Below are 14,296 nucleotides of genomic sequence, written 5' to 3'. Positions count from 1 at the left end.
TTTCTTGATATAAGCAACACAGTAGCCAACTTGAACGACGACAGGTAACAATAAGCTAATGCAACCAGCCACAATCAAACTCTTCCTCGTCAAGGGCAGCCCAACAGGTCTTCGTACCGCAGAGATCTCAAACTGGACTGGCAAGGCCATTGCTGGTCCCCGCAGTGATCTTGATGACTTTCTGAGCCGCACAGAACTTAAAAGTCCGGGCGTTTATCTTCTTTCTGGTATTGATGCAGATTCAAATGAGCCTGTGATCTACATTGGTGAAGCAGAGGACGTATCCAGTCGTCTTAAGCAACACGCCAAAAATGAAGATAAAGACTACTGGGTTCATACGTCAGCCTTCGTCAGCAAAGACGACAACCTGACCAAAGCTCATATTCGTTACATTGAAGGAAAGCTGATTCAACAGGCGTACAACAGCAAGCGAGTGGTTGTGATGAACAGTGCATCCAGTGGTTCTTCACTGCCTGAAGCTGATCGAGCCGAGATGGATGTTTACATAGAAAGGATGCTGCAATTATTACCCGTACTGGGCATTCACCACCTAACATCCACCAGCCTTTCTCCTGAAAAACCCAAGCTTCTTAACCCTGACAAACCTTCTGATGCTTCTAACCAGATACTCTTATGCAAAGTGAAAGGAAAGCTCACAGCAACAGGAAAGCGATCAGAAGGCGGGTTCACTATTTTCCAAGGGTCTCAAGCGGTAGAGCAAGCGGTTGACTCCTGCCCAGAAAGAATAATTAAATTTAGATCGAAGCTCATTGAAAAAGGCATACTGGCTCTTGATGACGGCTGTTATATTTTTACTAGGACTATGAATTCACCAGCCCCAGTGCAGCTGCCGTCATAATCAGAGGTCGAAGTACCAATGGTTTAACTGCCTGGAGAACAGGTGATAATCGCACCTTGAAAGACTTGGAAAGGGAACCATAGAAAATACAAACAGTTTTCCACACAATAATAAGGTATGAGCAACAATGGCCCGCAAGCAATCTTTTCTGGATGACCTCAGCAGACTCCCTTGGTGGTTCAACCTGATACTGGCAATACTTTCCTACTTTCTCCTCAAGGTTGTTGTTCCGTCCATTGAAACCGAAAATCCCATCTTTAAAGGTATCACTATAGCGTTGCCATCGATGGCTTGGGTTTTCAGTCTCTTATTTTGCCTGGCGGCCCTCGCTTCAGCTATCCATTCCTGGCAGCGTGGAGAACTGTTCAATAACCAAACCAGCCTGAAGAGCATTCAGAACCTGACTTGGCAGCAGTTCGAACAGTACATTGGGGAAGCCTACAGAAGAAAGGGCTACTCAGTTGAGGAAACTGGTCTGGGTGGAGCCGACGGAGGGGTTGATCTGATACTCCGGCAAGAAGGCAAAACACTGCTGGTACAGTGTAAAAACTGGAAACGCAGAAAGGTTGGCGTACCCGTTGTTCGGGAAATGTTCGGTTTGATCAAGGCGCAAGGGGCCACTGGCGGTGTGCTGGTGACTGCAGGTGCTTTCACCAGGGAAGCGCAAAAATTTGCACATGACACCGGGCTTGAATTGATAGATGGTCAAAGGCTGGTCCGTCTGGTCAATAGCGTCCGGGAAGCCCCTCTCAAAAATGATGATGCCCTGTCCAATCAACCCAAGGATGAAAAGCTTTGTCCCAAATGTGGTTCTGCCATGGTAAAGCGCACTGCGAGACAGGGAAGCAACAAAGGTAAGCAATTCTGGGGTTGCAGCAGATTTCCTGCTTGCAGAGGTATTCGCAGTTAAACGGACGCTTCATACTGCGCCAAATCCGGCGCAGAGCCCTTTACCTCTCCCCCCTGAATAAAAGCCTTCTGCCCTACTCCCACAGAATCTCCTTTCACCGTCACTATTGAACCATCCCTAAGCCGGGCCTGACTCGTTCCATTGCCATTGAGTAAGGTGATAGTAGCTATAACCTTGCTTCCTTCCGGGATAAGCGCCTTGAACTGCTGCCAGATGTTAGTGGTGGCCATGTTTTTCTCCACTCAGTAATGACGTTCTAGTTCGATGCTCTGACTGACTTTACCCTGTCTGGTACTAATGCTGGTGGACAGGCATAAAGCTCGCCAGTTACCTGGCACATCCTGCATCTCAACTAACTGACCTGGCTCAATCAACCCGGGAGCCATATTCGCGTCCGTCAGAGGCATCTCCAATGTGGTAATACTTTGATGGCCACCTTTGGCCAGTTCGTTTCTACCTCGCTCAGTATTCACCTGTGTCTCCGTTAGCCAGTCTTCCAGAATGTCCGATGCCGGGTTGTCACCTGCAGTGCCCTGGCGTTTGACGTTCACTGCGACACCTGTGTGAGTGCCCGATACGTAGACGGCATTGTATTTCGGCTCTGGCCTCCAGCTGGCGCTCAGGTTAATGACCATGCTGGCCGGTACGATCTTGTCCATGGTGGCAGTGTTCCAGCTCCAGGGACTGGCCGGATAACGGGGTTTGATGTTCAGCTGGTCGGCATCCCGGGAAGGAATGATCACCGCACCCGCAGTGCTGGCCAGTCGAGCGATGACGGTCATGGCGGTTTCACTCTGGTAGCTGAAGCTGCCTCCAGGGATGATCCAGTCGGGTGTGCTGTAGTCATCCAGGAGCGGATAGAGTGCAGAGAAGCCGGTGTTGGCCAGCTCTTCAGTGATTGCTTGTTTGGCATTGAGGTTGCTGCTGTTGGATTTGCTGCGCTTGGGTGCATAAGGAGCTGCCAGCAGCTGTGTACGACTGGTTCCGTATATCGAGTATTTTTCTTGACCGAACGCTCTTGAGCCGGTGTAGCGCTCCACAATGAAGACCCACTTCCAGCCATTGATGTCGACCTCGATCTGTTTGGGGCCATCCTGATCGGGTTCTACTAATGCCAGGCTGCTGGCTCCCCAAAGCTCACCACTGAGTGCCCAGCTGAAGCTGTCGATGTCGAGGCTGATGTCCATGTTGCTCATCTCGATCGGTGTCCTGTCGGGCAGCGTCACCACACTGATGGTGTTCATAAGCAGATAAGTCTCTCTGATTTCTGGTTCTTCGGGTTGTGGCTTTTCGATGACATCAATCTCACCGCCATAGTCACTGTCGACTGTGTCATCTTTGGCTTTTCTGCCGGGTCCCCACGGGATGATGACGAGTTCATCCTGAGTGCGGTTACTGCTGAAGGCTGACTGCTGCAGAGAGTCTCTTGGTTGAATGGCCCTATTGGGAGCACTCTCGCCCAGATTGAAATACACGTCTGGGGTAGTCAATGGTGAGTAACGTTTGGCCGCAAAGGTAAAGTTCAGCAGTGCAGGTGCTGGTAACTGGTAGCCATTAATCGTGATCTGGTGCGCCGGGCCATACTCGTCACTGCGATCAAAACGCTCTGTATTCTGCCGATCTATCTGTCTGCCTTGCTGCCACTGTTCAGAACTTTGCTGCTCTCTTGGCTGGATACTCTGCTCCCTGGACTCATCGATGCTGAGTTCTTTGGCAGGCGGTTGCTGCCAGAGAGCCTGTTGCTGACTCTGGAGATCACTGGCTTGCTGGTGACTAATCCTGACTTCTTCCTCCAATTCAGGCACCTTGCCCCAGAACAGTCCGAGCTGTGGAGTTTCCAGAACGGTGCCTTGATGACTACTTTGCTGAACACTGGCCTGAATCGTCATTGAGTGCTGAAACGGTCCTCTGGCAGATACCTGATAGGTGTTGCCTGTCTGCCACTGGCTCTGGCAGGCACTGACGACAGTGGGCGGTGGAATAAAGGCATAGGTGGGCTGTGGATAAAACTCAAAAGGGGAGGCGGGTTGATAAGCCTCCCGGGTAAAGTTGAAGTCTTGTGTCTTCTCAGGAAAGTAGGCCACTTAACTCTCCGGTACGATCTCGGGTGTCACCGGGCCATGGGCCAGAGGCCGAGTGTAGGGCTTGGCTTTGAACTGAGCTGTGCCGATAGCCTGAACACTGTCGTCAAACCACCAGGTGGGTTCGGTACCATCACCTGTACCAGCCACAGTGCAGATATAAACGTAGCCCTGGAAGCTGGCCGGACGGATTACATTGCCCACATCATAGGTGCTGTTGGCCAGCCAGACTTCGCCATAGTCATCCATGGCCACCACAATCACGGCTCCTTCATAGGGGCTGGTGTCCAGGGAGTAACTGCCACTGTTGCTGTCGCTGAGCACACTGTTCAGAACCGCATGTTTTGTTTCCTGGCTGCCATCGACTTCCAGTTGTGCCTGAGTGATGGCAAAGACCCGGCGAGCCACGGGCAGATCGTCTTCCATGACGGTGCCCTGGATGCGGGTGGTGTTGCCGTTTCCCGGGATGATGATGCCGCCACCATTGCCTGAAGAAGGTGGACCGTTGGTGTCGCTCCAAACGACAGTGGTGTCGTCAGTGTTAGTCCACTGCAGTTCTGAGGCAATATTGTTACGGCTGGTGATGATTTTCAGTGGGTTGCCACTGTCTTCAAAGTCCCAATGCCAAACAGTTACATAATCACTGGAGGAAGAAGTGACGGGTGTGGATGAGTTGTTGTAGCCATTGGTCAATGTTGCACTTGCTATGAACAATGCTTTTGCACTGCCCAACTGGGCACCATCATTTCCCAAAATAGCTCTGGTGTAGGCTGAAAAAGTATTAGCTTTGGTATTGGCATATAAGGACAGAATGTTTTGGCTAGTTCCGTTGATAAAAATTCTAACTCTATTCGATGCGGTATTTTGCGAAGGACTCACTGTCACAACCACTTCAAAGAGTTCATCAAAGGGAACACTGCCTTCAGAATACCCTCGATAGGAAAGCCCACCGTTGTTATAGCAAGTGACTTTTACTGATCCACTGTCTATCCAGATCAGGGTCTGGTAACCGGTGCCCGTTGCACTACTCGAGTCCGAATAAACTCTGAAAAGTGGGACGTATTGATCTGCTTGACTGGCACTGACTTGTATCAGTGCATGAAAGCACATTTCTCTGCCTGGATAAAATCCGGTACTGTCATTCCAGCCGTTTGTTGCAGGACTCTCCAACCTTCCCTGTGCGTTCTCTTCAGAAAACCATATCCCTGCCATCAGTCAGCATCCCCCCGAATCTGTAATGTGAACTGGTCACTGGTTTCTGTGCCCTGTCCAGCCAGCACAGTTCGACAAATCCACACCGGAGCCAGACAGCCGTCTGTATCAAAACGAATAACATTGCCCACAGCCCATCCGGTTCCCCAACCCTCAGCTTTGATGGTGAAGTAAGGTGTACCAGTTTCCGGATTAATCGGCGCTGCATCAGCGGCAGTAGTGGCCGTATCAATAATCCCGAGCTTCTCTTCCACAATCTGGAAGGCGGAGCCGGACGTGAAAATAATCGCCCACTTGCCGAAGATGGCTCCCTTGTTGGTCACCACCAATGGATAGTTAATGGTGTTGTACTGGGCAGTGGTGTTATCGCCGATGCGCTCATCGGTCCAGTTGGGATCGCCACCGTCCCAGACTTTCTGACTGAAGAAGTTGTGAACCCTGGCTTGCAGGTCACCATAAACCACGGCGCTGCTGACCTGTGTTTCATTGGCTGGTAAGTTCCAGGGCACCGGAGCGATGATGGTGATCTCGCCATTAATCTGCACGTCGCTGGCCACGCTCATATGCTCGACCCGATCCTTGATGGTAAACGGCGCTGTCAAACTGTTGCTCTCTGCATCTTGTAGCAGGAGTGGATCGGCAAAGGTGACGGTGCCTGCTTCACGATCCGTCGTGTATTGGGCTGGATCGAGGGCTTGGCCCTGACTGTCCTCCACAGTGATTTCTGCCTGATGATCACGGTTCAGGGTGACCAGTTGGCCCGCTGTGGGTGTGCCTGCATCGGTGTTTTGGCTATGACTGATGACCACAATATCCCCCGGCCGATAAATCGGCACCTGGCCATCGGGTGGCAGACGTACCGGGTCCAGACCGATCAGCTCGGCATCCAGTGGCAGGCTGGTTTCCACTATGCAGTTGTAGCGCACACTTTGAGGGATGACATAGATAGGATGGGTGCCGTTTGTGAAGGTCAGCTCACACCAGCCGGTGGTGGCATCCATGGAGCCCTGAACCTCTGGCGTGTTAATGTCGCCATTGAAGTCTGCGGTGGCGGTGATGATCTCGGCATTATCCACCCGCACTGCGGTGAGCTGAAGGCTTCCGGTCCGGATGGGTGCACCTGGTGTTCTAAAGGCTACCGCATCGACTTTAAAGCCACCGGAGATGGTGGCAGCTGCCTGTACTGTTGCTGTGTTAAAGGTACCCGAGGGATAAACGGCCAGTGTCGCCACGCCTCCGGTGTAATCAAGGGTGCCTACCGATGATCCGGCATTCGTCTGACTGCTGACGTTTTTGTACAGCGCACCGTCTCGGTCAAAGTAAAGCTCGCCATTCCACTCCAGAATGACACTGCCGGGCAGCAGTGGATCTTCAATCAGTGGCAGCAGGTCGATAGTCAGCTCTGGCGCACTCAGGGTATCGGTATTCGCCTGGTGGCTAAGGCTGTTGCTTTGCGCCTTGCTGGTCACTGTGTTGCCTGTGAAGACTTCGGTCTTGGTGGTGTTGGTGTAACTCAGTCGGTATTTGTAGACCTCTTTTCTGAGTGTGTATTCTGGGTAGCTGTAGTTCTCTGTCGCCTGAAGAGTGAAGTCACCGGTCTGGTAATCAATCGTACCGGCAATATCACGCCAGTTACCGCTACCATCGTCAGTGTAACTTTTAAATCGCTGAGACGTGGTCTGGTAAGTGGTGTAGTCACTGCTGCGACTGCTGGCATGTTGTGGCACATTGCTTTGTCGATCCACCGAAAACTGAACCTGAACGGAGCCTGGCAAGAGAGGCGCACCGGCAATGGTGCCGGTTATTAAACCTGAACCATCTACTGCCACATCCACAATACCACCGGCCACTGCGCCTTCTTCGTACTGAATCTCGATCTCGGTGCCCTGGTCTGGCAAGGCATTCAACACAAAGCCCAGCTCACCCGAGGCGTAGTAGATACTGCCTGATCCATCGCCCGTCAACAGTCCGTTACCCTGATCGGTCAGGGTCTTGGTTTGCTCACTGGCCAGATAGGTGATGACGACACTGCCTGGCTTGATACCTGGCTTCGCAGTGGTGTGCCGAAACGAAAACTTATCCACCGCCACCGAGCCGGTTCGCAGGGTGATTTCATCATCCGCCTGGGCGATATAACTGAACACCAGCTTGCTGTCAGGATCGGGCAAACCATCCAGAGTCACGGCCACGCTGCCAGTGCTAAAGTCCATAGTGCCCGAGCCTGATCCAGCCAGCAGACCATTGCCCGGATCGCTCAGGTCTTGCCACTTGCCCAGAGAGATATAGCTGACCACCAGGGTGCCAGGCTTGGGCTTGGCCTCGGCAAAGTTGAAGGTGTAGTTGAAGCCCCGGTTCTGGGAGGTGATGTCCAGGGTGCCACTGATGGCGGCTCCGGTGATGCCAGTGGCAGGCTGGTATAGTGCGGTGGCCGTACTGGTATAGTAACTGCTGTTGCGCCAGACGTTCAGCTCACCACTTTCATAGTCAATGGTCAGGTTGCTGTAGTTATTGGCCCCGCTTTTGTGTACCAGCTGGCCGGTTTTGTCGTCTTCAAAGGTGCCGCCTTCTAACGACAGCGTCACGGTTCCGGGTAAGGCTCCGGTCTGTAAAAAGGCACGACTCTGGTTGCCGGACAGGTGAACAAAAGAAAGGCTGACATTGCGCTGGCTGGAGGAGGTGGCCACCATCCTTTTATCGGTGTAGCCCCCGTATTGATCGACCACCGGACTTTCAACCCGGGCGCTGGGCACCAGAGGCGAATAAACGCTGTTGACCTTCAGAGTCAGATCGCCCTGGGTAATGGCTGCTTTGGTTGGTTGGATGCCGTAGTAGCGAGAAGTGTCTGCAATCTGTGTCGACTGCACTGAGGTTTTCGCTTCGCTGGCTCCTTGCCCATCCACTGGCATGACGGTCCCCGCAGGTGTCGCAGTGCCACCGGCAAAGCGATCAATCAGGGCTGCACTGATTTCCATATCCAGCCGCCGACGCTCAAAGTCGACATAGCTGCCTGCGCTGTAGGCATAGGTGAAGGTTTCGATGCGGTGCTCCACTTTGGTGATGCGGACGTACTGCTCTTTTTTACTGTCACTGTTGTACAGTCGATAAACTTCACCAATTTCCGGCAGGGCTTTCTCTTCTCGCTGAATGCCGACAATGCTGCGCTGGCCTACCAGCTGATCACCCAGCAGTTCAAAGCTGGCTGATGTGCCCGGCACCACATAGGCTTCGATCCGATCCCGGGCGGCATTGCGCTCATCGGTCTGGCTGTCGGTGTTGAACAGCAGCACACTGACATTGTCGTCATCCGGTGCATCGGTGAGGATGATATGGCTGCCGAGATAGGCGTCGTTGTTGTTGGTGCTGATGCCGATGTAGGCTTTACGCAGGGCGACATCGCCGATGGTACGGTCAATCCGGGAGATGTCCTGAAAGAGGTTATTCACATTACCGTCGATCACCACAGTGCCAGTGGCCCGGCCACCGCCGTCCTCCTCGTCACTGAGACGCTGGCTTTCAAAGAGTTTCACATCATCGTTGTTAATGGGCATAGAAATTCCTTTTCTTTAGACGAAAAAAAACCACCCTAATGAGTGGTTTTTATGCTGGAGAAGGATTAAATAAGAATTCAATTACCAGTACGGAGACCCTTCCAAGTCTACTCCCTGCATTCTTATACGCATGGACGTACTCTGCGTAATAACTTTATTTTCAAGCAAAAATGCCATCACTTCTTCTGAGTTTTTATTGGATAAATAGTCCAGAGAAAGCCCTTTACCTTTCATCCGATTAACAATTGAAGTGTACCAAACCTTATCCTTTCGAGCCCTTTCTTCGTCTGCATCCGAATTAGGATTTAACCTTGCCTCTGCTAAAGCAGTGTTGATTTCTTCCAGTTCTCTTTCCAACAACGATTTATCTGAAACAGATGTTGCAGTTGGCTGCAAGTTACTCTTTTTGGACTCTGGAGCTTCTTGTTTGGTTTCTTCTGGTTTTCTTTTGCAGGCTTTTTCAACTTTTCGAGATTCCCAAGAAGCATCATTTTCGGGCGCTTCAGACTTCTCGGGTTCAGAAAATGTAACCGACTTTCCCTCTGTTTTCCTTATATTCATCAGCTGACTTCCTTGTTCTGCTAGTCCTGACAGTATAGTTGTTGAGATAACCATTTCATGTGCCTTGAACTACCAATAATCGAAGAGAGAGCTGATAAAAATGATGGTCATCAGGATATGCAGAAGGTAGAACCTGCCTTGCTTCAATTGGGCTACCGTTAGTTCGGTCAAAAATGACAGTAAATTGACGCCCATCAGGAAGTTTCAGAAGCATGCTTTTATTGGCTAATTCACTGAGAGACTGCAGTTCAACGACTGTTGAACGATCTACCCAACCGGCGTCCAAACCTCCCGATAACTCTATGGGTCTACCCGATTGTTTTGACTGCTCCTGAACCAGCAAGCCTCCGGTCAGGCTGCGATCCTGGCTCTGCTCCACAGGGTTCCAGTCGAACTCATTAATCCATAACAAATCGTCAGGCAGTGTGATGGTATCCAGTGTCATCAGGCAGACCTCATTCCGGCATTTTTCAGAGCTTCCAGCAGTCGTCTTTCATCACCCGGCTTAACGCCAACATCCACCTGACCTCCCGGGTATTCCAGACGAATGACTTTCTCTGGTGATCTACTTTGGGTGGGTTGCCGTTGGGTTTGAATACGTGATTTTTCCTGTTGAGCTTGCTGCTCCCTTTGTTTTTGTACTTTCTCTTGTTGCTGAAGCTGATACTGGCGCTGCTTCTCAGCCCGGATCGATTGATTGAGCGAGAGCGCCTTTTGCAGGTTGCTCACCGCCTGAAAGTCACCGTCCTGTTTGGCGGTGGCCAGCTCCAGCTCGAGGTCTTTCTTTCGGGCTTCATAGCGACGTTGCTCGATATCGCCCTGCCTACCCTGAAGGCGATCCAGTTCATCCTGAAGGCTGTCCAGTGTGCCTTGGGTGCTGTCTGACAGCCGTTGCATACTGTCATTGGCTTGCTCGATGGATTGATTCAAACGGTCCAGGTCTTGCTGGTCGAGCAGGTTCAGTTTGTCAGCCAGGTATTGACCATCGCTGGCCATCTGTTGGGCCGACACAGAGCCGTTTTCATAGCTCTGCACCAGGTCTTCCAGGGCGATCTTCTGCTCATAAAATTCAGCTCTTACTGAAGCGGCATTGGTCGCTGTATCCTTCATCCAGTGTCCGATGCCGGTGGTATCCAGTCCGACATTGGCAGTGGCCAGAGCCTGGACTTCCTCTTTGGTTTCAGCCAGTGTCGCTTTCAGCTGTCCCAGCTCACCCAGAGTGTCAGTGGTATCGATCTGAGTAGCGCCTTGCATGTTGAGGAAAGTGTCTTCTGCCTGGGCGCTCAAACCATAGAGCTCGGAGGTGATGTTGTTGTAAAAACCCACTAAACCATTGAGTGTGCCGGATGCACGTTCTGCCCCCTGTGCCTGTTTATCACCGGCCTCATCCACGGCATCACCCAATGACCGGGCAGCCCCTGCTGCAGACCGGGCACCGTCTTCCAGCTCAGCCAGCTTCTCTCTGCTGGCCGCTAATGCTTCGTTGTATTGTTCTTGGGTCAGGGTACCGTCAGCGAAGGCTTGAGACAGTTTTACGGCCAGATCAGCCAGCTCTGTGCGGGTTTCTGCGGCGTTGATTTGTTTCAGGGCATCGGCGGCATCGCTGAAGGCTTTCTTGGCGGTTTGACCGGATTGGACATAGACCGAGTTGAGTTTGACGACGTCTTGCTCAACGGACGCTGTCGTTTTCTGGCTTTCATTACGGATAGCTTGCTGGGTACTTTGACTGGATTGAATAATAGCCTCACCCAGTGACTGCCAGCTGTGGTTAATGTCCTGCACATCTTCTTTTACCGCTTCCCTGAAACCTGCTGACACCGCTTTCAGCGATTCACTAAAGGACTGGAGTTTTTGGGCCGACTCTGTCGCACCTAATGCATTCAACAGACTGCCCATCCCCCGGGAAACTGAAGAGATAACCTCACTGAATACCAGACCAAAAGACTTAACAGCCAGGGTAAAGCCATTAAACAACAACTGGACAGCATTACCCGTCAGAGTAAAGGTATTGTTGAGACTGGCCAGTGTGGAAGCAATACGCTGGCTGGCAGACTGAATGCTGGCTACCACTCTTTCAAACGTCAGGCCAGTAAAGTTAGCCTTGATCGCCTCACCCATCTGCACAAACGCATCACTGATAGACTGAGCCAGTCGAGACAGACGACCATCTTCAGACATAATACTGATCTGGTCCGAAAGGCTTTTAAGTTGTTCCTTGGCATAAGACAGTGCGCCACTCTGGGCCACTTCATCCAGAAAGTTCTGCCAGCTGTCTTTCAGGTTGCTGACGTAACCGGACAGCAGGGACATATTCTCAGCGGCAGCCCCGGCAGAGCTCTTGCCAATTTCCTCGATCAGCAGGGCAATGGTATCCCGACCCAGTTTGCCTGCTGTAGATAGCTTCTGAAGCTCCTGAACATTTTTACCGGTGGCTTTTTCCAGTAGTTCCCAAACCGGTACGCCTCGCTCGACCAGTTGCAGAATCTCTTCGCCCTGCAACTTCTGCTTGGCCCAGGCCTGCCCAACCGCCAAAGAAATCCCATTCAGGCGCTCCATGCCACCACCCAGCTTGGAAGCCTGATCAACCATGGCCTGCATACTGCCGTCCATGGGATCAAGACCGAACGCCTTCAGTCGTACAAACGCCTCCGCCACCTGCTCCAGCTGATAAGGGGTTTCACGGGTAAACTGCTTGATCCACTGAATGGCTCGCTCACCCTCAGCCACCGAGCCCATCACAGCATTGAGTTGCACCCTCAAGCGTTCAAACTGATCCCCGGTTCCCAGCAATCCCTGAATCGCCCGCTTGACGCTATACAAACCCACACTGGCTGCCACCAGAGCTCCCAATCGTTGAGACAAACGCCCCATACTGCCTGATGCGCGATCTGCATCTCGAGATAATTGCCTGATGCCGGAACGTTTGAAGGTGCGGGAGGATGTCTTAGCTTTGGCATCCACTTTCTGCAAAGCTGATGCGGTTTCTTTGAGTTCCTTTTGCAGACGCTGTTGTTGGGTAGTCAGATTCCGATTCGAAAGACCCGCCTGCACCAAACTGCCGCGCAGCTCAGATAACTTCTGGCGCTGAGCCTGGTAAGCCCGGCTGGCCGACACCACCGATTTACGGGCAGACTCCAGGGAACGCTGAAGGGATCGGGAAGGCTTCTCAGTCTGCTGAAACTCTCTGGCCAGTTTCTCGACTCTGGCTTCTGCTTCCCGGAAGGCTATACCAGCACCACGCACCACCGCCGCCTGCTTTTGGAAAGACGACAGCAGGCGATCCTGTTTCTGCAACTCAGAGAGTTTTTGCTTGAGGGTTTGGGCTTCTTTACGGAAGGACTCGAGAGAAGTGGAAGACCGGAGGACGGTTTTCGATAGGGTGTCTTTGGCTTTTAGTACCAGCCTCAGAGCTGACTGCTTGATGTAAGACATAGTTCCCTCCATGGGCATGATGAAAGAAAATTTATGATGTCGAGGGTATACTGCGTATGTATGAACTATCTGATATTCCTGATTTGACTTCTAACTTCTGCTAGCAGACTTAAATTATGATCAAAGAAAACATCAAGAAAGAAATCCTGAAAAGAATCAGGGACGCAGAAAAAGAACACAATGTAAGAGTACTTTATGCAGTCGAATCCGGTAGCAGGGCCTGGGGCTTTGAGTCCCAAAATAGCGATTATGACGTAAGGTTTATTTATGCACATCCAACAGAATGGTATATCTCAGTTGACTTGGAGTTTAAACGTGATGTTATTGAATACGAGATCGTAGATGAAATTGATATTAATGGCTGGGATATCAGAAAAGCCTTACAACTTTACTGGAAATCTAACCCCGCGTTTGTAGAATGGTTACAGTCACCTATCGTTTATTTTGATGATAAAATATTTGCAGACGGTGCAAGAAAGCTTCTTGATGACATTTATTCTGTAGAGAGAGGAATTTATCACTATCGGAGCATGGCTAAAACAAACTATAGGGGTTACCTAAAAGAAGAAATAGTTCCACTCAAAAAGTATTTTTATGTTCTCCGCCCATTGCTGTCTATTATGTGGCTGGAAAAATACGAAAAACCAGCTCCAATCGAGTTTAATAAGCTTCGAACACTGATTCCCGAAGGTTCAAGCTTGGATAAAGCTATTTCTAACCTTCTAGAAAGAAAAAAGAGAAGTCTTGAAAAGGAGAACGCACCAGCTGTTCCAGAATTAAATTCTTTCATTGAATCAGAGCTTAATCGTTTAGAAAACTATCAAGGTTCTCCAGATATAGATAAATCACATATGGAATCATTAAATTCACTATTTCGTCTAAGTCTGAGCTAATCCTCACTGCAAGAACAAACTTATTAGCAAACGATGCCCATAGGTATCGGCTATTATCATCCTGCCAAATCCAACTGCATAAAAGAACTCAGCCCATTCCCTGAAATCGCCGTATCCGCCAGCACATCGACTTGTAGGGGAATGCTGGCGAAGTCATCCGAGATAAAACCCAGATTCTGTACCGGAGAGAACTTCACCCGATGCACCCGGATATTGAAGGGCAAGCCCTCCTGAGCATCATTCAATCCTTCCATAAACAAGGTAAACTCCCGCCCAGACTCTACGAGTGCTTGAACCATATTAGCCTTGAGTGGGGTGTAACTAACCTTGATGCCCTGGTCATCAATACCTCCACCTTCAATGACCTGAATGCCAGATTTCATCAGTTGGTAGTCATCACCTTCTACTAATACGGTATCCAGACTGTCTTTTACCGTAATGGTCTGATCCAAATCAGGTAAATGCCCGAAAGGAATCAATTCACCCGCCACACCATAGGTTTCTTGCGCTTCATCAGTCACCGGGGTGATCGCAGCCTCTGTGACACTGCCTCGAAGTGCCAGGGAGATATTACTAGCGGTAAAATCATGAGCTACCAGATTGGCAGTAATACCCGACACTCGGCTAATAACATTGCGATTGCCACCACCGCCCAGATAGTTTTTCAGCTCTTTACGATCTTCTTCAAAGCTGAAATTAAACTCACTGACATTGCCGATGGGCAGCAGTGGTGCGGATTTGTCGTAGGGTTGAATATGGATACTGCCTGCACCAATAAAACTGCGGTCGATGGTAGACAT

The 14,296-nt window shown here is 50.8% G+C and carries 12 protein-coding genes; 4 read left to right on the top strand and 8 right to left on the bottom strand.

The window, feature by feature from the left end:
* Window positions 1–58 precede the first annotated feature (58 nt).
* From ACOJUO_RS17885 to ACOJUO_RS17875, 3 genes are read left to right on the top strand one after another with little or no spacing between them, the layout of a single operon-like run.
* Window positions 59–859: a GIY-YIG nuclease family protein gene (locus ACOJUO_RS17885; RefSeq protein WP_422137699.1), complete on the top strand. Its 801-nt coding sequence runs from the start codon at window positions 59–61 to the stop codon at window positions 857–859.
* Window positions 856–942, top strand: coding sequence for a DUF4357 domain-containing protein (locus ACOJUO_RS17880; RefSeq protein ID WP_422140077.1), 87 nt, complete (start codon window positions 856–858; stop codon window positions 940–942). Before ACOJUO_RS17885 ends, ACOJUO_RS17880 begins: the two co-directional genes overlap by 4 nt.
* A gap of 44 nt (window positions 943–986) precedes the next feature.
* Window positions 987–1,769, top strand: a complete 783-nt coding sequence (locus ACOJUO_RS17875) for a restriction endonuclease (protein ID WP_422137698.1) — start codon at window positions 987–989, stop codon at window positions 1,767–1,769.
* On the opposite strand, the gene ACOJUO_RS17870 is transcribed toward ACOJUO_RS17875, so the two are convergent.
* The 7 genes from ACOJUO_RS17870 to ACOJUO_RS17840 form a co-directional block, all read right to left on the bottom strand.
* Window positions 1,766–1,999, bottom strand: coding sequence for a hypothetical protein (locus ACOJUO_RS17870; RefSeq protein WP_317146054.1), 234 nt, complete (start codon window positions 1,997–1,999; stop codon window positions 1,766–1,768). The two genes, ACOJUO_RS17875 and ACOJUO_RS17870, sit on opposite strands and share 4 nt — an antisense overlap.
* A 12-nt stretch (window positions 2,000–2,011) precedes the next feature.
* Window positions 2,012–3,853 carry a hypothetical protein gene (locus ACOJUO_RS17865; RefSeq protein ID WP_422137697.1) on the bottom strand — a complete coding sequence of 614 codons (1,842 nt, stop codon included), beginning with the start codon at window positions 3,851–3,853 and terminating at the stop codon, window positions 2,012–2,014.
* A complete protein-coding gene (locus ACOJUO_RS17860) occupies window positions 3,854–5,062 on the bottom strand; it encodes a hypothetical protein (RefSeq protein WP_422137696.1) in 1,209 nt (402 codons plus the stop codon).
* Entirely contained in the window at window positions 5,062–8,610 is a 3,549-nt protein-coding gene (locus tag ACOJUO_RS17855) for a hypothetical protein (protein ID WP_422137695.1), read from the bottom strand. The genes ACOJUO_RS17860 and ACOJUO_RS17855 overlap by 1 nt, the downstream gene beginning before the upstream one ends.
* A gap of 81 nt (window positions 8,611–8,691) precedes the next feature.
* Window positions 8,692–9,171, bottom strand: coding sequence for a hypothetical protein (locus tag ACOJUO_RS17850; protein ID WP_422137694.1), 480 nt, complete (start codon window positions 9,169–9,171; stop codon window positions 8,692–8,694).
* 55 nt (window positions 9,172–9,226) lie between these two features.
* A complete protein-coding gene (locus tag ACOJUO_RS17845) occupies window positions 9,227–9,616 on the bottom strand; it encodes a hypothetical protein (protein WP_422137693.1) in 390 nt (129 codons plus the stop codon).
* On the bottom strand, window positions 9,616–12,603 hold the full coding sequence (locus tag ACOJUO_RS17840) for a tape measure protein (RefSeq protein ID WP_422137692.1): 2,988 nt from the start codon (window positions 12,601–12,603) through the stop codon (window positions 9,616–9,618). Before ACOJUO_RS17840 ends, ACOJUO_RS17845 begins: the two co-directional genes overlap by 1 nt.
* A 116-nt stretch (window positions 12,604–12,719) precedes the next feature.
* On the opposite strand from ACOJUO_RS17840, the gene ACOJUO_RS17835 reads away from it, so the two are divergent.
* The gene (locus ACOJUO_RS17835; protein ID WP_422137691.1) at window positions 12,720–13,496 is read left to right on the top strand and encodes a DNA polymerase beta superfamily protein; all 777 of its coding nucleotides are present in this window, start codon (window positions 12,720–12,722) and stop codon (window positions 13,494–13,496) included.
* A gap of 56 nt (window positions 13,497–13,552) precedes the next feature.
* Here the strand turns inward: ACOJUO_RS17835 and ACOJUO_RS17830 are convergent, their stop codons facing one another.
* On the bottom strand, window positions 13,553–14,296 hold the full coding sequence (locus tag ACOJUO_RS17830) for a hypothetical protein (RefSeq protein WP_422135485.1): 744 nt from the start codon (window positions 14,294–14,296) through the stop codon (window positions 13,553–13,555).

The sequence above is a fragment of the Endozoicomonas sp. ALC020 genome, assembly GCF_049275935.1.
In the GTDB taxonomy this organism is placed as follows: Bacteria; Pseudomonadota; Gammaproteobacteria; order Pseudomonadales; family Endozoicomonadaceae; genus Endozoicomonas_A.
This window is presented reverse-complemented; position numbering and strand designations above follow the sequence as displayed.

What these genes read in the sequence shown, in the direction of transcription:
- ACOJUO_RS17830 (WP_422135485.1), bottom strand. Translation starts at nt 14,296, where the DNA reads ATGTCTACCATCGACCGCAGTTTTATTGGTGCAGGCAGTATCCATATT.
- ACOJUO_RS17850 (WP_422137694.1), bottom strand. Translation starts at nt 9,171, where the DNA reads ATGAATATAAGGAAAACAGAGGGAAAGTCGGTTACATTTTCTGAACCC.
- ACOJUO_RS17840 (WP_422137692.1), bottom strand. Translation starts at nt 12,603, where the DNA reads ATGTCTTACATCAAGCAGTCAGCTCTGAGGCTGGTACTAAAAGCCAAA.
- ACOJUO_RS17835 (WP_422137691.1), top strand. Translation starts at nt 12,720, where the DNA reads ATGATCAAAGAAAACATCAAGAAAGAAATCCTGAAAAGAATCAGGGAC.
- ACOJUO_RS17855 (WP_422137695.1), bottom strand. Translation starts at nt 8,610, where the DNA reads ATGCCCATTAACAACGATGATGTGAAACTCTTTGAAAGCCAGCGTCTC.
- ACOJUO_RS17885 (WP_422137699.1), top strand. Translation starts at nt 59, where the DNA reads ATGCAACCAGCCACAATCAAACTCTTCCTCGTCAAGGGCAGCCCAACA.
- ACOJUO_RS17875 (WP_422137698.1), top strand. Translation starts at nt 987, where the DNA reads ATGGCCCGCAAGCAATCTTTTCTGGATGACCTCAGCAGACTCCCTTGG.
- ACOJUO_RS17870 (WP_317146054.1), bottom strand. Translation starts at nt 1,999, where the DNA reads ATGGCCACCACTAACATCTGGCAGCAGTTCAAGGCGCTTATCCCGGAA.
- ACOJUO_RS17860 (WP_422137696.1), bottom strand. Translation starts at nt 5,062, where the DNA reads ATGGCAGGGATATGGTTTTCTGAAGAGAACGCACAGGGAAGGTTGGAG.
- ACOJUO_RS17845 (WP_422137693.1), bottom strand. Translation starts at nt 9,616, where the DNA reads ATGACACTGGATACCATCACACTGCCTGACGATTTGTTATGGATTAAT.